Raw genomic sequence first — 17,981 nt, forward strand, 5'->3', positions numbered from 1 at the left:
AACAGAACTTAAGGCTAATCAGGACAAAAATCATCAATCATTTAATACATATGATCTCAGAAAATAAACTTCCAGTAACCGTCTTGAGCGGTTTTCTAGGAGCAGGGAAAACGACTTTACTCAACCATATTCTGCATAACAAAGAAGGATTGAAAGTAGCTGTTATCGTCAATGATATGAGCGAAGTAAACGTGGATGCAAGGTTAGTTGAAAATGAAAATACCCTTTCAAGGACGGAAGAAAAGTTGGTGGAAATGAGCAACGGCTGTATCTGCTGTACCCTTCGGGAAGACCTGATGGTAGAGGTTGAGAAGCTGGCAAGGGAAAGGAAATTCGATTACCTGCTGATCGAAAGCACAGGCATCAGTGAACCCGTTCCCGTAGCGCAAACCTTTTCTTTTGTAGATGAGGAAAACGGCATTGACCTTTCCAGATTCAGTTATATTGACACCATGGTAACGGTCGTGGACTCCCTGAACTTCTTCAAGGATTTCGGTTCCAGCGATCTGTTGCTAGAGCGTGACCTGACCGATATAGACGGAGACTTCCGTACCATTGTCAACCTACTGACCGATCAGGTGGAATTTGCCAACGTCATTATCCTGAACAAGACCGATCTGGTTGACAAGGATACGTTAGGCTTGCTGAAAGCCGCCATCCACAAGCTTAACCCAGATGCCAAGATTATCACGTCCGAATTCGGGAAAGTGGCACCGAAAGAAATCCTGAATACAAAGCTGTTCAATTTTGAGGAAGCCCAAAATTCAGCAGGTTGGCAGAAAGAGCTGCAAGCCGAAAGCCATACACCCGAAACGGAAGAGTACGGCATCAGCTCCTTTGTGTTCCGCACTCAGAAACCTTTCCACCCTGAAAGATTCTGGAAATACCTCAATGAGGAATACCCGCATAGCATTATCAGGGCAAAAGGATTGTTCTGGTTGGCTTCAAGACCGAATGATGCCCTTAACTTCTCACAGGCAGGCGGCTCCTCCCGAATGGAACGAGCAGGTGTCTGGTGGTGCAGCATGCCTCACGGTGACAGAATGCTCTATCCAAGTTATGTCGAGAACAGGGATTTTATTGAAAGCCGTTGGAGCAAGCAATGGGGCGATCGTATGAATGAACTGGTGTTTATCGGACAGGATATCGATCAGCCGAAAATGATTGCTGATCTGGAAAGATGCCTGCTGCAGGACAGCGAACAGCACCTGTTTGACAACAATATTCGATTCAACGATCTATTTCCAACAGAAATTTAATCTATGAATAAAAATTTTGATGTGGTCATTGTGGGGGCAGCCATGCAGGGCTGTTCGCTGCCATGGCTTTAGGTAGAGCTTTGCGGAAAAGACGAAAGTACAAGTCCTGAAATACAATACCGTCGAATTCTTAAATGATTTTGCGGTGAGTGGAAAGAAAAGCGAAAATGGTTTTGAAATTACCACAAAATCAAGTGAGCTATTTAAGGCCAAGCAACTTGCGTTTGCAACAGGAGTCAAAGACATCATGCCTAACATCAAAGATTTTTTTGGAGTGTTGGAGTATTTCGGTGATTCATTGTCCATACTGTCATGGTTACGAAGTCAGAAATGAAAAAACTGGAATTATGGCAAACAGGAGCTTTACATTTCATTCTACTCATCCGTAATTAGACAAAAGACCTTACGATTTTCACGAATGGAAAATCCTCCCTTACCCTAGAACAGATTGAAAAAATCAATCAGAATCGTATTCCAGTACTCCAATCATCGAAAAAGAGATTACTTCACTGGACCACAAAAACGGTCAGATCAGCCAAATCGTGTTCAAGGACAATGCAACAGTTGAAATGAAAGCAACCTATTCAAGATCGTCTTTTGATGATCTAATAAAGCTGTTACATGATTTTTCTTTATAGAGTTCAGGTTAGGTCTCCTAATTACTTTTCATTTTTAGCATTATCAGCAACAAGTTAAATGCAACATTATTGCATTTAACTCACACCTCATTATATTTGCGACTACGTTGCATTGACATTGTAAAAGATGAGAATGACAACCACTATGAAAAACTGACTAGACTATTACTGAATTTATCATGTCCTAATGGAACGACAAAAACAAACAAGCAAAACATCACGAGTTTCATCTATTGATATTTTACGAGGTCTTGTAATGATGATTATGCTGTTGGATCATGTAAGAGAACGCTTCTTTTACCATATTCCAATCAGTGATCCTATTGATATAGAACAAACAAGTGCCTCCTTATTCTTTACTCGGATATTGGCACATTTATGCGCTCCTGTTTTTGTATTCCTGACGGGTTTGTCTGCTTGGTTATATGCGAACCCTAAAGGTAAAGCTCCTCGCTCAGCCAGTTCTTTTCTGTTTAAAAGAGGTCTTTTCTTAGTTTTGCTTGAGGTAACTGTCATCAACTTATCATGGTTTGGCTACTATCAGACGCTGTATCTGCAAGTGATCTGGGCAATAGGACTCAGCATGATCAGCTTATCTGTACTGTGTAAGCTGAACCGATTTTGGATCGGGGGTATTGGCGCTTTGATTGTTTTTGGACATAACACTTTGGTTCCGATTTCTTTTGAAGCAGGTGAATGGGGTTACACATTGTGGACCATTCTACATGACAGAGGGTATCTTATCTCTGATGGGGCACTCAAGATAAAAGCGTCTTATCCGGTATTGCCATGGATTGGCGTGATATTACTTGGCTACTTTGCGGGTCCGCTTTACAGCAGTAAAATATCGGCTTCGAAAAGAAACAAGCTATTAATTGGTCTGGGACTTGGCTTGCTTTCCTTGTTGTTGATCTTGAGAGGATTTAATCTCTATGGGGAAACATTGCCTTGGGAACCGCAAGAGACGCTGATCAAGTCAGTCATGTCTTTCCTGAACTTCACTAAATATCCTCCTTCTTTAGACTACTTGTTGCTGACAATTGGGATTGCCTGTTTACTGCTTTCTTGGTTTGAACAAACTGAATCTAAGTGGACAGAGAATTTAAGGATCTTTGGGGCAGCCCCTATGTTTTTCTACATTTTACATTTATACGTTCTGCTTATCCTCTACAAAATATTTGTCGCGGTTTATGGCATCCAACAAGGAGAGTACTTTGGGTTTGACGCACTCTGGCAGATCTGGTTATTTACCGTCATACTTTTAGTCGTTCTGTACTATCCAACAAAATGGTTTTCCATTTATAAACGTCAGAGTTCCTCGAAGTTGATCAAGTATTTTTAGGCTTAAATATTCAGGAACGAATTCGATATACATACTATACAACCAAACTATGAAAAAAAGTTTACTGCTAGGTTTAATCCTACTGATTCACAGTATGGCATTTGCACAAGACGGTTCTATCTTCGGTACCGTTCAAGACGAAAGTGGAAAACCTCTGGAATTTGTCAACATCACCATAAAAGGCACTTCTACTGGTAGCACGACCAATCAGGATGGAGAATACAAGCTTGAGAACCTAAGTGCAGGCAGTTATACCTTAGTTGCTTCATTTATCAATTATCTGAAACAGGAAAAAACAGTTGAGCTATCTGCCGGGCAAGCGCTACAGGTTGATTTTGACTTTACGGAAAGCAGTACCGAGCTTCAGACAGTTGAGATTACGGGACGTAAAAGTATAAGCTATGACAATAGCTCATCATTCGGCGCAACCAAAACAGCTACCCTTATTAAAGATACGCCTCAGGCAATTGGTTTTGTAACCAAAGAGGTGATGGATGACAGACAAGCCTATAGGGTAAACGATGTAGTAGAAAACATCAGTGGTGTTAGTCAGTATTCTTATTACAATAACTTCACTATCCGTGGGTTTCAGTCTCAGCAAGAGCTGATCAATGGATTGAGAGTACCTACCCTTTTCGGTCCTCAAACTTTAACAGCCAATCTTGAGCGTGTAGAAGTGATCAAGGGTCCTGCTTCTGCTGTCTTCGGAAACTCTTCTCCGGGTGGAACCATGAACCGCGTTACCAAAAAGCCATTGGAAGAGGAGCGTAAAGCCATTAGCTTCACTACAGGTAGCTTCAATACCCTTCGTTCTACCCTTGATTTTACTGGATCATTGAACGAGAAGAAAACCCTGCTTTACCGTCTGAATGTTGCCTATGAGAATGCAGACAGCTTTAGAGACTTACAGGAATTCAAGTCTTTAATGATTGCTCCTTCCTTCTCATTTATCCCTACTGACAAGACGAGTATCAACTTTGATTTGGTGATTACCGATTTTGATGGCAAACTGGACCGTGGACAACCAATCTTCGGTGGAACGGCAGGAACAAACCTTTACTCTACGCCAACTTCTTTCGCTATTGGAGCAACCAATGATTACCACAAGACCAATGTTGTTTATAGCACATTGTCTATGAACCATAAGTTTGCTGACAACTTTAGCTTCAATGCTTCTTATATGCGCTATGCCTATGAAGAGGATTTGTATGAGCACCGAACTTCCAGTAACTATGCAGTGGACACTGAAGGAAATGAAATTCCAACCTTAATGGGAATGCGTATATCGGCACGTCTGCAACAGCAGATCAATGATAACCTTAGCTCTTATTTTGTATGGGATACGCAAACGGGAGGTATTGAGCACAAGGTGCTGTTTGGTTATGATTTTATCCAAAGCATACGGCCTGTAGGAGGTTCTGCAATCTATACAAGTGGCAGTTCCATTTACCGTACTGTAGATGGAGGTTTGGCAGCATATGACCCTGAGAACCCTGAGAATTATATCATGGTAGACGGCTTACCTCAACCTAATATACCTCACTTCGATTTGGAAAATCCGGACTATACCATCGGGTATACGAGTGATTATATACTTAACCCTTATGAGTTACCGTCTACCCGATACTATACGCAAGGGGTATATATTCAGGATCAGATGAAGTGGGGACGTTTACAGGTACTGTTAGGCTTACGTCAGGAATTTTACACAGACATCTATAACTACCAGCAGAATGATGAGGAAGAAACTGTACACCAAAAATTCTTACCAAGAGTTGGGGTAGTGTATGCCTTGAATAAAGCTATAAACCTATATGGTACGTATACAGAAAGCTTCCAGCCACAAAACCCTACTGACCTTATCGCAACGGCCACTGAGGGATCTTATGATCCTTCAGAAGGAAAAATGCTAGAGATCGGTGCTAAAGGTACCTTCTTCAACGATCGTCTTTCTGCAACTTTAGCAGCCTACGATATTACCAATACGAATATCCTGACAACCAACATTAATACAGGACTGGTAGAACAAAGAGGTGCGGAAAGATCAAGGGGTATAGAGGTAGACGTTAACGGTCGCATTGGCAGTAACCTAAGCCTTACAGCCAACTATGCCTATAACAAGGCGACAATTGAAGAAGATTCGGACGAAGCACTGATCGGGAAAATCAAAGAAAATGCACCTCTCCATTCTGGTGGCGGTTTTGCCAACTATGCCTTTGACGGAAGACTAAGTGGTTTGAACCTAAATGTGGGCGCTCACTTCGTTTCGAATAGAAATACCTTTGATCAGGACTTACAGCTTCCAGCCTATACACTTTTTGATGCAGGAATTTCCTATAAGGTCAATAAAGTAAAAGTTGCGCTTACCGTAGACAATGTATTTGATAAAACATATTGGGTTGGCGGTTACAGCTATGCCCGTTTGTTCCCGGGTGCGCCAAGAAACTACCTATTGAGTATCGGATATACTTTTTAAGAGATGATCGTTATTAATAATGGGAATGTGACTTTGAGTATCAGAAATGAGGGGAATTTTTATGGAACCAACGTCAATTTTAAGCAGGTTTAAACTAGTGTGGTACACATCATGAGCTATACTAAATGTTCAGCAAAGGTTTGTCTGTAATCCCTGAGAAAGATGGATGTATTTCAGACCCGCTTCCTAATTGAGTAAGGATCATTGACGAAAATGGATAGCGTGTTCATGCTCTTCTTGAGCTACTACAAATCCATCTCTGTCTAGGTTAACTCCCACTTCCGTTACATCTGTTATAGCATTTTCTTACCTTACTAAATTAAGCTGAAAAAGACGGTAGTATATCGGGAGTACTTCCTGAGCGCGTGAGAATCATTGACAACGAAGGCAAAATCGTCCATGCATCGACCCTTCAGGTTGCAGGCATTCATGGCAATGCCTCAGATGGACAAGCTGTACTGTTCGGTTTTGCAAGCGGCATACTGGTTGTAGAAGCCAGCGGTGAGCAGCACCTGATCGAGTATCCCGCTTCTTTCGGTACAGCGTGGATCGGGTCTATCTTTTATGCCAAAGGAGCAGATAAATTTATTGGTTATACTGCTAGCAAAGGAGCCTACATCATTGATATCGACAATAACCAGCTGACTCCTATCTTTGAGACGGCAGAGCTGCTGGACTGTGTGAAAGACATGAAGGGAGAGTCGGTTATTTTGACTGAACGTAACGGAACCCTGAGCCACTACAACCTGATGGCAGGCACACTGATACAGCAGAAAAACGCATTTGATGCCATTGCGGCGGATACGAAAAACAATGTGTCAGTAAAAGCAAGTAGCCGTTACATCTACCTGCTGTAGCCTAGCAAAGAAAAGATCAGCCAGATCAGTACCAAAGACATACATGAGGCGAAGTCTTTCACTGTGTCAGGCAGCGCCTACAAAATAGAGCTAGTAGGTATGGAGGCTAACTTCGGCCATTAATACTAGTACTTTTCAAATAGAAATAATGAAAAGTATTTGTAATTAAAATTTATTCATCGCAATATTGCAATGAAATAAATATTCAAACTATGGGTGTTACGAGAACAGACTTATTTACAGACGAGCAAAACAGATTGGCTACTATAGCTAAGGCTATTGCCCACCCTGCAAGAGTCGCTATTTTACAGCATTTACTCAAGGCGAATGCCTGTATTAATGGTGATCTTGTACAAGAGTTGGGTTTGTCTCAAGCAACCATTAGTCAGCATCTCAGAGAGCTTAAAAATGTCGGAATGATTCAGGGAACGATTGAAGGTACTTCTATCAGTTACTGTATCGACGGAAAGCGCTGGATGGAAATCAAGTCGCTTTTCACTGAAATGTTTGATGCTTATCAAACACCGGACAGTCAAGAGTGCTGTTAAATTTTTTTACTCTCATTCATCGTAATATTGCAATAAAGTTAACAATTATGAAATTGTCAGAAATCAAAAAAGTTCTATTAGATATAGAAGAAGTAACATTCATCTTGCCTAGCGGTGAATCAGTACCCTCCCACTTTCATGTTACAGAAGTTGGGTGCGTCCATAAAAACTTCATCGATTGTGGCGGTACGGTAAGAAATGAAGCGGTAATCAATTTTCAACTATTCACAGCTTCAGATTATGATCACAGGTTAAGTGCTCAAAAACTTCGATCTATCATTGAGCTTTCTGAGAAGCAACTCGAACTGCAGGATTTAGAGATCGAAGTAGAATATCAAGGCGAAACAATTGGAAAATACGGTCTGGAATTCAGAACCGATACATTCCAATTAACCTCTATGCAAACCGACTGTCTAGCTAAAGACAAATGTGGTATACCTCAGGAAAAACCAAAAATCAGACTCTCTGAACTCCAAGCTCAGAAGAATACCTGTACTCCTGGTTCTGGATGTTGTTAATATCAAAAATCAAAATAAAATGGAGCATCAAAAATGTATCATCATCGGCGCTGGACCTGCAGGATATACAGCCGCAATCTATGCTGCTCGAGCTAACCTTAAACCAGTAATGCTTACAGGATCACAACCTGGAGGACAGCTTATGATCACCAATGACGTGGAAAATTTCCCAGGTTACCCTCAAGGAATCAATGGTCCACAAATGATGGATGAATTCAAGCAACAAGCGGTACGCTTCGGCACTGACATCCGCTTTAACCAAGTAATGGAAGTTGACTTTAGTCAACACCCTTACATACTAAAGCTAGATAACGGTACTAAAATTTCATCTGATAGTATCATTATAGCTACAGGAGCATCAGCTAAATGGCTAAGGTTGGAGTCAGAACAACGGTTAAATGGTTCTGGTGTGTCCGCTTGTGCGGTGTGCGATGGTTTCTTTTACAGAGGCAAGGAAGTAATCATTGTCGGGGGTGGTGATTCAGCCTGTGAAGAAGCTTTATACCTGTCTAATCTATGCCCTACTGTACACATGTTGGTGCGAAAAGACCACTTGAGGGCTTCCAAAATCATGCAAGACAGAGTGCTAAAAAAGGAAAATATTAAAGTCTACTGGAATACAGAAACTGTTGAGGTTTTAGGTAAACAAGAAGTTGAGGGAGCTAGAGTAAGAAACACTGAAACAGGTGAATCTACTGAAATCAGTGCAGAAGGATTTTTTGTGGCCATTGGTCATAGACCTAATTCTTCCTTTTTGAAGCCGTCTATTCATACAGATGAGCAAGGATATATTATTACTAAAGCAGATTCTACAGAAACAAATATCCCCGGAGTATTTGCTTGTGGAGATGTTAAAGACAAGAAATTCAGGCAAGCTGTTACAGCTGCTGGATCTGGCTGTATGGCAGCCCTTGAAGCGGAAAAGTATCTAATGAGAATAGAAGATCAAATCACAGTTTAACTAAAACAAATAAAAGGATGAAACGAATTGTACTCATTTTAAGCATGACAACCATGTTGTTTTCATGTAATCAGCAAACAGAAAATAAAGAAAATATTACTGAAAGTCAGGAGGCTACCCTTGGTAATACAAAAAGCCAAGTAACCTCAGAAAGTAGTCAGAAAGGAACTGAATTTCATGCTGAAATAAACGCCTACATCGAGGATGCTATTAAAGGATTTGACAGTATTGATGAAAAACGCAAAAAGCAATTAAAGAAACTAGCTTTGTATATCAGATCAAAATCAAATGCTGGAGAAGACGCTAAGATTATCTACATCTGTACACATAACTCAAGAAGAAGCCACATGTCACAACTATGGGGAATGGTAGCTGCCGATTATTATGGTGTTAATGCTGTAACTACTTATTCTGGAGGTACAGAGGCTACAGCTTTTAATCCTCGTTCTGTTGCTTGCCTGAAGCGTGCCGGATTCAAAATTGAGCCAAAAACAGAGGGTGATAACCCTGTTTACTCCGTTTCCTATGGTGATCATAAGCCATTAGTAGAGGCCTTCTCCAAAAAGTATACACACGAAAGCAATCCACAGAAAAACTTTGCAGCTGTGATGACATGCTCACATGCTGATAAAAACTGCCCAACAGTAGCGGGGGCTTCTATGCGACTGGCTATTCCATATGTAGATCCTAAAGTGTCAGACAATACGCCACAAGAGGCTGCTACTTATGACGAGCGTTGCAAACAGATCGCCACAGAAGAATTTTACCTGTTTTCACAAGTAAAGGGATAATATAACCTCATGAAGAAATCAATTTTGCTATTGGTTCTAGCACTGGTGGGCTCTACGCCCGCTTTTGCTACCTCTATTGTTTCGGAAATGAATGATTGGGTAGGACAGCAGCTCTCTGCTGACAACAACTCCATCTTATCGTATTTATTTCTTCTAATAGGGGGGCTGGCTGCCAGCTTGCTGCCCTGCGTATATCCATTATATCCGATCACAATCAATATCCTGAAGGCTAGAGGGAATTCAGATATAAAAACACTACACCCTATCGTATATTTTCTAGGTATTGTGTCAATGTATTTTGCCTTCGGAATTATTGCAGGAACTACTGGGGGAGCTTTCAATGAAGTACTACGCTACCCCATTACAAATTTATTGATTGCTACAGTACTCATCTTATTGGGACTCTCTTCAGCTGAATTATTATTTATTTCTATTTTTTCAGGATCCAGTGGGGACAGTACGCAAAAAGGAGCTTTAGGTACCTACTTAATGGGATTAAGTGCAGGCTTGCTTTCTTCTGCATGCGTAGGTCCTGTTGTGGTCAGTATTCTGATTGGCATTGCCTCTAACACTACTTCCATAAGTTTAGAGTCTGTGCTAGGTGCATCCTTAAAACTGTTCGTATTTGGTTTTGGAGTCGGAACGCCATTCTTACTGATTGGAGTTCTAGGAGCCAAGCTACCTAAAGCGGGGAAATGGATGAAATATGTACAGTATGCTTTTGCTGCCCTGATTATCTATTTCTCTTACAATTACCTTGAAAAAGGTCTATTAGGATATGGCTTCGAGGAAGCTACAGTATTCAATATTGCTATAGGAGCATTTATATTGGTTTTGGCTATATATCATCTCCAAAAAAGTGAGTTGTTCCCACACCAAAAAATGCGAAATGCACTGTTCACATTGGCTGCAGTAGTCGGTGGGCTGATTTTATTCAGATCGTTTGCTCCGCAGACTATTACAGCACAACCATCCATTGCTTCCACAGAAGTAAATGTAACGGAACAAAAAGGAAACCTAACTTGGTATACAGATAAAGACGCAGCCTATGATGCCGCAAAAAAACAAGGGAAACTGGTGTTTTTGGATTTTCATGGCAATTGGTGTACAAACTGTAAAGCGTTTCAAAAGCTGACTCAGCAAGATGAGGGACTTAATGAGGCACTTCAGAATGCAGTACTCTACAAGATTTATGATACTTCTGAAGAGTTCGAAAAGTATAAAAAAGACTCTCGCTTCCCTGAATTGAATGTTGGGTTACCCTTTTTTGTAATTACAGATACAGATGGCAATATGCTGTATAAAACAAATGATTATCAAAAAACAGAGGAAATAGCCATGTTTCTTTCAGAATAAATCGATTGATATGAGCTCACAACAACTTGACAAATATATCGAAGAAGTTAAATCAGAATTTAACCAAATACCTGATGACAGAAGAGCTGTACTAAAACAATTGACAGCTTTTGTACAGACAAGTATACAAGATAAAGGTAAGGCTGATCTAATACTTATTTGTACACATAATTCAAGACGGAGTCACTTGTCCCAAGTTTGGGCACAAGTGGCTGCCTTCCACTTTGGAATTAACAATGTATGCACTTATTCGGGTGGAACAGAAGCGACAGCTATGTATCACATGGCTGCACATGCACTTGAAAAAGCAGGGTTAGAAATCAAAATGCTTTCAGAAGGTAAAAACCCTGTATATAGTATCAAGTATCATCATAACGAACCTGCAATAATAGGTTTTTCCAAAACATATGATGACAGCTTCAATGTACAAAGTGGGTTTGCAGCTGTAATGACCTGTTCTCATGCAGATGCCAACTGTCCGTTCATCCCTACGGCATCGAAAAGAATTTCACTTCCTTTTGAGGATCCGAAAGACTATGATGGAACCCCACAACAAGAGGAAAAATACGATGAACGTTGTAAGGATATTGCCAGGGAAATGTTGTTTGTATTCTCAAATGTGAAGTCATGAAGAGTAAACTATCATTTTTAGATCAATATCTTACTTTGTGGATATTTCTTGCGATGGCCATTGGGGTAAGCATCGGTTATTTATTCCCTTCAACATCTACTTTTATCAATTCCTTTAGTAGTGGCAGTACGAATATTCCTATAGCCATTGGGCTGATTCTGATGATGTATCCTCCACTAGCTAAAGTGGACTACAAACTTTTACCAAAAGTATTTAAAAATGTAAAAGTTTTATCCATCTCTCTTCTACTCAATTGGATCATTGGCCCAGTATTAATGTTTGTACTGGCCTTAATATTTCTTCAAGATTACCCTGAGTACATGGTGGGTCTTATACTGATTGGCCTTGCCCGCTGTATTGCCATGGTATTGGTATGGAATGACCTAGCAGATGGAAGCAGTGAGTATGGAGCTGGGCTAGTAGCTTTGAACAGTATTTTTCAGGTATTTGCCTACAGCTTTTATGCTTGGCTTTTTATCACGAAGCTTCCACCTTTATTTGGTTTTGAAGGGGCTATCGTAGATATATCAATTGCAATCATAGCAGAAAGCGTCGCTATTTACTTAGGTATTCCATTTTTAGCTGGCCTACTAAGCCGTATTCTTTTGGTAAAATGGCTAGGAGAAGAATGGTACAAAACTAAATTCATCCCCACTATTTCTCCAATTACTTTAATAGCGCTTCTTTTTACCATCGTAGTCATGTTTTCCCTTAAAGGTGAACTGATCGTTCAAATTCCAATGGATGTCATAAGAATAGCCATTCCTCTATTAGTGTATTTCGCTTTGATGTTCCTGATTGGTTTTTTCATAAGTAAAACTATGGGGGCTGAGTACGATGTGAATGCTTCCATTGCCTTTACTGCTGCCGGAAATAATTTTGAATTGGCTATTGCGGTTGCCATTGCAGTTTTTGGCCTTAATTCAGGTCAGGCATTTACAGGAGTAATTGGACCTTTAGTAGAGGTTCCAGCTTTAATACTATTGGTAAAAGTATCTTTTTGGTTAAAAAAACAATACTACAAGCCAAATAACCTACCTACAAAATGAAAATCGCATTTATATCAGATATACACGCTAATATGCCTGCTCTAGAGGCGGTACTTGCTGATATTGATAGCAAACAACCAGACTATATCTACTGTCTTGGTGATCTAGTGGGATATAATTGCTGGCCTAACGAAGTTGTGGAAGAGCTTCGACGCAGGAAAATACCTACTATCATGGGGAATCATGATGAAGCAATGATCACAGCTGAACCAGACAGATTTACAAATCGAGGAATCACGGTGTCTATGTTATCTGAAGATAACCGTCAGTTTTTAAGCGCCTTACCATATCATCAGTCTTTAGTCTTTGAAAGTAATGAGCAACAGATCAAACTTCTAATGGTTCATGGCAGTGTAGATTCCAATACCGAATATCTAACAAGTGACTATCCCAAAGATAAGATCAGTGACATGATGGAAAATTCTCAGACAGACATATTGCTCTGTGGGCACACTCACAAACCCTATCATCGTCGCTTGGCATTGGTCAATCAGGGAAAAACTATATGGAAACATGTGATTAATACTGGATCTGTCGGTAAACCAAAAGATGGTGACAATAGAGCTTGTTATGTAATGCTTGAGCTAGACCAATATTTCTCTGAACACAAGTTAGATAAATTGAACGTAAAGCTACACCGTGTAAGCTACAAGGTAGATATCGCATTAGATAAACTTTCTCAAAGTCTTTTTCCTCTTGAGTATATAGAGGCCTTACGCTTAGCCAAATAAGACAGCGTCTCAATCGAAGCAAATAAATTTTCAATTGCTAATTCCATGAATTTCAAGAACCCTCTGATCTTACTGATCACCACCTTTGTTATCCATTTTGGAGCCATCGAAGTGAAGGCCCAATCAACACTACCATCCAAGGTAAAACGCTACCTTAGAAGTGTAGAGAAGGATACACTACAGATTCCAGAAGACCGCAAGCAAGTACTTCAGGAAACTGCTTCACATATAATTTCCAACAGTACAGTAAAACTACACTTTGTCTGTTCACACAACTCTAGAAGAAGTCAGATGGCTCAACTTATAACGGAAGCTATCGGACAGTACTATAATATAAATATTGAAGCTTATTCAGGTGGTACACATGCTACAGCCTTAAATCCTCGTGCTGCTGCTACTCTGCAAAGAGTTGGATTTGACCTAAAAATGGCACCAGGAGCGGATATTCCGCAATACTCGATTCAATTGGGTGAAGAAACTTTCTTGATGTACTCCAAAAAGTATGATGATATGCAAAACCCTAAAAAAGATTTTATAGCCATCATGGTATGCAGTGAGGCTGATAGAGCATGCCCCATCATACCAGGAGCTACCTTGCGTGTAGCACTTCCTTATACAGACCCTCGTAAGTTTGATGGGACAGAAGAAGAGGAGAAGGCTTATGACATCGTTTGTAAACAAATTGCTAGAGACCTTATATACCTAATGGCAAAGGTTAAATCAGCAAGTTTATAAAATTTACATGTATGTGGCAGTTTAAACCTTAAAAACAACCACATGCAAATTATTTGCATGATACCTGAGTCCTAATCCGGACGTTGCAAGTCATACAATTTGCAAAAACATAACAGCTATTTGAGAATCTCAAATAGCTGTTTTTTTTGTTCATTTTGACTCTATCCAAAAAAGAAAATCAATCCTATTTTGTATTTATAAGATATTCTTTCTAACAACCTCCCTCCCCTGTTCTTGCCTCCCCTTATCATACTCATACACCCCATAATTATGAATCCTTCCCAAAAACTGCTTTACCACAGCATTAATCCGATGCTTTCCCTTACACTCAAATTTTCGGCGGTTACCATCCACAAAAGTGATATGTAGGATATAGTATTCTTGTACTTCGTTCGATAAAGGCTGTAGTGTAGCACGATCCACAAGCCGTCCTTGTGTTTTCGCTTTTTTGTCATATTCATAGAGACCATAATTATGCACTCTTCCTGCTGTGATATATTGATTGAGAAGTTTTCTGGCTCTGGTTAAGTTATCACAGACATACTTTCTGCGGTTAGCATCCACATAGGTGATATGGAGCACATGTGGTTTGTTATCCATGGGTTTTAGGGTTTCAAGTCAAAGTTTCTTTTTGTATAAATGCTCTTTTGTGCCACTAGCTCATAAAAGGCTTGTAGTACCTCTGGACTCTTTAGCTTTAGGAGTCGCTGCTTATGTAGCTGGAATAGCTGTTGCGGATCCTTGGTCATGTACTTTCCTTCTCCATTCCTATACTGTTCCGCCTCCAGCTCTATCTTGCTTAGCTCTCCTTTTAAGGCGTAGTATTTTGCCTTTCGTTTATAAGCCTCAAAGCGTTGCACATTTTGATTCCAGCCGTTGTGGGTATTTTCCGGGCTGAAATAACTCGCCGGATGCGTTACATATGCGCCATAGTTGACCAATGCCAAATGTTGGAAATTCAAAGCGGCGATACAGTGGTAATAATAACGTACCCATTCTTGGTGTTGCCAGTTCTGATCGTTTTGGAAATTGCGGAATACAACTTCGGCTACTTTGTGGATCATAGCCACTTCCTGCTCAGGAGTGAAGAAATGGTGAACGTATAGCTTGTTCCGGACCTCTTTCCAGAAGCTGGTAGCATACTTGAGATAATAATTATGCTCACGCTCGCTGTAGCCGTATTGGGGCTTCTCTTGCGACTTAGGCGAGATCGTAATACTATTTTCAACAGGTTCTGCTTCTTGTTGTGGCTCCTGTTGCGGCGTCGGGTCCTGCTGCGTATCGGCTTTTTCTCCGAGCGCCTTGGCTAGTCTCTTGCCTGCAGTATGGTTTGAATCACTTTTCTGTGGTTGAGGAATTTGTTTTGAAATAGTACTTCCGGAATTTGGCACTTCCCCATCCGAAGCTTCTTTTTCCTCGTTCCCAAAAAAGTCGTTACCAAAAATAACGTTACTGCGGTGTCCTCCATTGGTAATTTCAGTACCCTCGGTGACAGCAGAAGAGGTTGTGAACTTATTCACATTATACACATCCTCTACTGTTTTAATTTCTTTATTCTTATTCTGTATAGAAGTCTCAGAAGATAAAGGTGTGAATTTCTGTGCAACTCCTCTTAAAAAAGGCTTTTCAGCGTCTATTTTGGAAGTTTTGCCATCAAGTTGTTCACAGCCATTTGTGAATAACTTTTGGGTTTCTTCCATACTTTTTCCGTGGCACAGGCGTACCAATGCAGCGATTTCCTTTCCGAAAACCACATCCCAATTCACCAGAATTTCCAATCCGCCAGCGTAACGCTCTCGGTATTTTTCCACAAAACCAATCTGCTTCAAACGGTCTATATGATCACGCATTGTATTGCGGTGACACCTTGTTAGCGTCGCCAATGAGGTCTGCCTGGTATGCAGATAAGGCAGGTTGTTATAATAGGTCGTCAGCTTCAGCTTTTTGGCATCTTCATATTCTGCCAGGTAAAGCCGCAACAACTCAAATGCGGTATGCAAAATGCTTTTATGAAGGCGTACAGCTGTCTTACCTTCTTCACGGTAAATCGTTAAGTCTTGGGTTAGTGTCTCAAACTCTTTAAGTAGGTCCAGGTTAATCCCCTCCTCTCCTTTTTCAAATCGGTCAACTGCTTTCAGCACTCTTTTCCTATGCTCATAATGCAACTGCTCGGCACTAAGCTTCGTGTAAGGACCTTTGCCATTGCGAAAAGCAGTAGCCTCTCTTGAGATCTCATCCAAGATAAAGTAGGCATCCAGATAGGATTTACAGCGTTGATAAGCGGCCTTGTAGGTAATTACAAACAAGGTATGCTCTTCGCTCAGCAAAGGCATTAGGACTTCTCTTTGACTAACCATTGATGTAAGTGGTCGTGTGGAATAAAAAGTATAGCAATGAGGGATTAATCCCTGTTCAGTTTGATAATGGAGTAGCGCAAGGACCTGTCAGAGTCACTCACACTCCCCACTTATGAAGCGGTTAGCTTCTTCTTCCTCGTGATGCGTGTGGAGTCGAACCACCTCACCCGACAAGAACCAACTTGGCTCTTGCTGTGCGCACCGTGAAGTGTTGCGGTGAGAAGTACCAACGATACTCCTCATGCATTCACTTCCTTATTTTGAAGTTGCTGTTCAGTACAGAGAAGCAAATTACAAAGTATGTGTAATCGGCTTGACCATGTTTGCCTCTGCTTGCACTGATTTGCACAGCTTGGTTTAAAAATTGATTTTCATCTGCTGCCTGCTGCTGTTAACAGGTACTTCCAGAATGGCTCGACGGACGTTGCGGATGGTAGACTCACAGCATTTGTATTTTTTTGCCAGCGCTACATTGGTCACTTTAAGATTCCGCTTTTCGATATCCATAATCTCTTCGCATAGCTTCGTTCGTTCTTTCCAGTAGAAAGAGGTTAACTCGGATTCTTCTGCGGGTGTATCTTTTTGTTCAATTGGAGGCGTGTTATTGCGATGCACCTGAAATAGACTGTTTCCACTTCCTGTTAACACCTTCTTTTCCGCTGTTAACGGGTTGACTTCAGGTGTTAGCACTTTTTCTTCAGCGGCTAACGAGTATACTTCACCTGTTAACACTGGTGACTGAGCACCAACAGTCGAAGCATTTACCGTTGCGGTGTCATTGCGGCTTCGCATTGCGATTACATTCCCAGTATTTTCCTGTTCCGGTTTAGGATACCGCTTTCGTCCCGGACCATCAGTAGGACTAGGTTCTTCCGGTTGTATTTGATTACTCAGCTGTAGAGATCTAGTGGGATCAAAACCACTTTCTTTCAAGCACCTGTAACGATAGTACATAATAAAGTAGAGCAAAACTGCGATCAGGATCTCTACCGAAAAGGAGAACACCATCATCTTAAGTGCTGTATTTTCAGTACTCACGGTATTCTTCGTCAATGCTTGTTGATGCGAATCTTTCAGTTCCTGCTGCCGCAATTTCCAGTCGTTGCGGAGCGTTGCGATGCGACGGGTATGGCCTTCAATTACATTGCGAGTTGTCGGATTATGAATATTAATTTTTCCCCGATAGGAGACAGATGCTTTATATGCGGCTAAGTCTTCCTGCTCTTTTTGGATAAGCTTTTCAAACTCCTGATCAATGGCTGATTTTTGAGAAATATAGTCTGCAGTCAAAACCTCTTCCTTATCCATGGATGTTCGAGTGAACAACTCGACTCCTTTTACACTCAGGTAAACAGACATAGACAGTAATGCTATTGCTAGTAATCCTGCCAAAAAAGGAAGCTTACTTTTCTTAAGTGCTGCTTCAAATACCTCTGACCAAAGGTTCCTTTTGAACAGCTCCAAGGCATACAAAAGCACAAAGCAGATAATGCCCGCACCACCTAATCGGACTTCAATACTGATCCATGATTCCGGGATCAGCTTAGAGGTAAAATCAGCTGCGAAAACAAAAGCTGTCAGTACACTCAAAGTGCTAAACAAATAGGAGATGCCTAACGATAGCCGGTACTCTGTCTTTTTCTGCAAGTAGTAAGGTTTCTCGACCAAGAGATCGGCAAAATGGCGTAAATCATCCTGCCACTGCATATTGGACCATTGCTTGTTCATTGTT

The 17,981-nt window shown here is 40.9% G+C and carries 17 protein-coding genes; 14 read left to right on the forward strand and 3 right to left on the reverse strand.

What is annotated here, in order from left to right:
- Nucleotides 1–50: 50 nt before the first annotated feature.
- The 14 genes from V6R21_RS24990 to V6R21_RS25055 all read left to right on the forward strand — a co-directional run bounded on the left by V6R21_RS24990 (nucleotide 51) and on the right by V6R21_RS25055 (nucleotide 13,892).
- The gene (locus V6R21_RS24990; protein WP_334246257.1) at nucleotides 51–1,259 is read left to right on the forward strand and encodes a GTP-binding protein; all 1,209 of its coding nucleotides are present in this window, start codon (nucleotides 51–53) and stop codon (nucleotides 1,257–1,259) included.
- Between the two features lie 145 nt (nucleotides 1,260–1,404).
- Nucleotides 1,405–1,593 carry a hypothetical protein gene (locus tag V6R21_RS24995; protein WP_334246258.1) on the forward strand — a complete coding sequence of 63 codons (189 nt, stop codon included), beginning with the start codon at nucleotides 1,405–1,407 and terminating at the stop codon, nucleotides 1,591–1,593.
- A 491-nt stretch (nucleotides 1,594–2,084) separates the two neighbouring features.
- On the forward strand, nucleotides 2,085–3,239 hold the full coding sequence (locus tag V6R21_RS25000) for a DUF1624 domain-containing protein (protein ID WP_334246259.1): 1,155 nt from the start codon (nucleotides 2,085–2,087) through the stop codon (nucleotides 3,237–3,239).
- A gap of 49 nt (nucleotides 3,240–3,288) precedes the next feature.
- Entirely contained in the window at nucleotides 3,289–5,715 is a 2,427-nt protein-coding gene (locus V6R21_RS25005; RefSeq protein WP_334246260.1) for a TonB-dependent receptor, read from the forward strand.
- 365 nt (nucleotides 5,716–6,080) lie between these two features.
- Nucleotides 6,081–6,572 carry a hypothetical protein gene (locus V6R21_RS25010; protein ID WP_334246261.1) on the forward strand — a complete coding sequence of 164 codons (492 nt, stop codon included), beginning with the start codon at nucleotides 6,081–6,083 and terminating at the stop codon, nucleotides 6,570–6,572.
- Between the two features lie 212 nt (nucleotides 6,573–6,784).
- On the forward strand, nucleotides 6,785–7,120 hold the full coding sequence (locus V6R21_RS25015; protein ID WP_334246262.1) for an ArsR/SmtB family transcription factor: 336 nt from the start codon (nucleotides 6,785–6,787) through the stop codon (nucleotides 7,118–7,120).
- Between the two features lie 47 nt (nucleotides 7,121–7,167).
- Entirely contained in the window at nucleotides 7,168–7,638 is a 471-nt protein-coding gene (locus tag V6R21_RS25020; RefSeq protein WP_334246263.1) for a DUF6428 family protein, read from the forward strand.
- Between the two features lie 19 nt (nucleotides 7,639–7,657).
- Entirely contained in the window at nucleotides 7,658–8,599 is a 942-nt protein-coding gene (gene trxB, locus V6R21_RS25025; protein ID WP_334246264.1) for a thioredoxin-disulfide reductase, read from the forward strand.
- A gap of 17 nt (nucleotides 8,600–8,616) precedes the next feature.
- Entirely contained in the window at nucleotides 8,617–9,390 is a 774-nt protein-coding gene (locus V6R21_RS25030; protein ID WP_334246265.1) for an arsenate-mycothiol transferase ArsC, read from the forward strand.
- Nucleotides 9,391–9,399: 9 nt separating this feature from the next.
- Nucleotides 9,400–10,746 (forward strand): protein-disulfide reductase DsbD family protein, encoded by a 1,347-nt coding sequence (locus V6R21_RS25035; protein ID WP_334246266.1) that lies wholly within the window; start codon nucleotides 9,400–9,402, stop codon nucleotides 10,744–10,746.
- A 10-nt stretch (nucleotides 10,747–10,756) separates the two neighbouring features.
- A complete protein-coding gene (locus V6R21_RS25040) occupies nucleotides 10,757–11,377 on the forward strand; it encodes an arsenate-mycothiol transferase ArsC (RefSeq protein ID WP_334246267.1) in 621 nt (206 codons plus the stop codon).
- Complete coding sequence (gene arsB / locus V6R21_RS25045) at nucleotides 11,374–12,426, forward strand: ACR3 family arsenite efflux transporter (protein ID WP_334246268.1); 1,053 nt, start codon at nucleotides 11,374–11,376, stop codon at nucleotides 12,424–12,426. Before V6R21_RS25040 ends, arsB begins: the two co-directional genes overlap by 4 nt.
- Nucleotides 12,423–13,157: a metallophosphoesterase family protein gene (locus tag V6R21_RS25050; protein ID WP_334246269.1), complete on the forward strand. Its 735-nt coding sequence runs from the start codon at nucleotides 12,423–12,425 to the stop codon at nucleotides 13,155–13,157. The genes arsB and V6R21_RS25050 overlap by 4 nt, the downstream gene beginning before the upstream one ends.
- A gap of 45 nt (nucleotides 13,158–13,202) precedes the next feature.
- Complete coding sequence (locus V6R21_RS25055) at nucleotides 13,203–13,892, forward strand: arsenate reductase/protein-tyrosine-phosphatase family protein (RefSeq protein ID WP_334246270.1); 690 nt, start codon at nucleotides 13,203–13,205, stop codon at nucleotides 13,890–13,892.
- Between the two features lie 195 nt (nucleotides 13,893–14,087).
- Here V6R21_RS25055 and V6R21_RS25060 read toward each other — a convergent pair whose 3' ends face one another.
- The 3 genes from V6R21_RS25060 to V6R21_RS25070 form a co-directional block, all read right to left on the reverse strand.
- The gene (locus tag V6R21_RS25060; RefSeq protein ID WP_334246271.1) at nucleotides 14,088–14,492 is read right to left on the reverse strand and encodes a hypothetical protein; all 405 of its coding nucleotides are present in this window, start codon (nucleotides 14,490–14,492) and stop codon (nucleotides 14,088–14,090) included.
- 5 nt (nucleotides 14,493–14,497) lie between these two features.
- Nucleotides 14,498–16,249 carry a hypothetical protein gene (locus tag V6R21_RS25065; RefSeq protein WP_334246272.1) on the reverse strand — a complete coding sequence of 584 codons (1,752 nt, stop codon included), beginning with the start codon at nucleotides 16,247–16,249 and terminating at the stop codon, nucleotides 14,498–14,500.
- A gap of 357 nt (nucleotides 16,250–16,606) precedes the next feature.
- Nucleotides 16,607–17,977 (reverse strand): hypothetical protein, encoded by a 1,371-nt coding sequence (locus tag V6R21_RS25070; protein WP_334246273.1) that lies wholly within the window; start codon nucleotides 17,975–17,977, stop codon nucleotides 16,607–16,609.
- Nucleotides 17,978–17,981: the final 4 nt, after the last annotated feature.

The organism is Limibacter armeniacum (assembly GCF_036880985.1).
Classification (GTDB): domain Bacteria; phylum Bacteroidota; class Bacteroidia; order Cytophagales; family Flammeovirgaceae; genus Limibacter; species Limibacter armeniacum.

What these genes read in the sequence shown, in the direction of transcription:
- V6R21_RS24990 (WP_334246257.1), top strand. Translation starts at nt 51, where the DNA reads ATGATCTCAGAAAATAAACTTCCAGTAACCGTCTTGAGCGGTTTTCTA.
- V6R21_RS25000 (WP_334246259.1), top strand. Translation starts at nt 2,085, where the DNA reads ATGGAACGACAAAAACAAACAAGCAAAACATCACGAGTTTCATCTATT.
- V6R21_RS25005 (WP_334246260.1), top strand. Translation starts at nt 3,289, where the DNA reads ATGAAAAAAAGTTTACTGCTAGGTTTAATCCTACTGATTCACAGTATG.
- V6R21_RS25015 (WP_334246262.1), top strand. Translation starts at nt 6,785, where the DNA reads ATGGGTGTTACGAGAACAGACTTATTTACAGACGAGCAAAACAGATTG.
- V6R21_RS25020 (WP_334246263.1), top strand. Translation starts at nt 7,168, where the DNA reads ATGAAATTGTCAGAAATCAAAAAAGTTCTATTAGATATAGAAGAAGTA.
- trxB (WP_334246264.1), top strand. Translation starts at nt 7,658, where the DNA reads ATGGAGCATCAAAAATGTATCATCATCGGCGCTGGACCTGCAGGATAT.
- V6R21_RS25030 (WP_334246265.1), top strand. Translation starts at nt 8,617, where the DNA reads ATGAAACGAATTGTACTCATTTTAAGCATGACAACCATGTTGTTTTCA.
- V6R21_RS25035 (WP_334246266.1), top strand. Translation starts at nt 9,400, where the DNA reads ATGAAGAAATCAATTTTGCTATTGGTTCTAGCACTGGTGGGCTCTACG.
- V6R21_RS25040 (WP_334246267.1), top strand. Translation starts at nt 10,757, where the DNA reads ATGAGCTCACAACAACTTGACAAATATATCGAAGAAGTTAAATCAGAA.
- arsB (WP_334246268.1), top strand. Translation starts at nt 11,374, where the DNA reads ATGAAGAGTAAACTATCATTTTTAGATCAATATCTTACTTTGTGGATA.
- V6R21_RS25050 (WP_334246269.1), top strand. Translation starts at nt 12,423, where the DNA reads ATGAAAATCGCATTTATATCAGATATACACGCTAATATGCCTGCTCTA.
- V6R21_RS25055 (WP_334246270.1), top strand. Translation starts at nt 13,203, where the DNA reads ATGAATTTCAAGAACCCTCTGATCTTACTGATCACCACCTTTGTTATC.
- V6R21_RS25060 (WP_334246271.1), bottom strand. Translation starts at nt 14,492, where the DNA reads ATGGATAACAAACCACATGTGCTCCATATCACCTATGTGGATGCTAAC.
- V6R21_RS25065 (WP_334246272.1), bottom strand. Translation starts at nt 16,249, where the DNA reads ATGGTTAGTCAAAGAGAAGTCCTAATGCCTTTGCTGAGCGAAGAGCAT.
- V6R21_RS25070 (WP_334246273.1), bottom strand. Translation starts at nt 17,977, where the DNA reads ATGAACAAGCAATGGTCCAATATGCAGTGGCAGGATGATTTACGCCAT.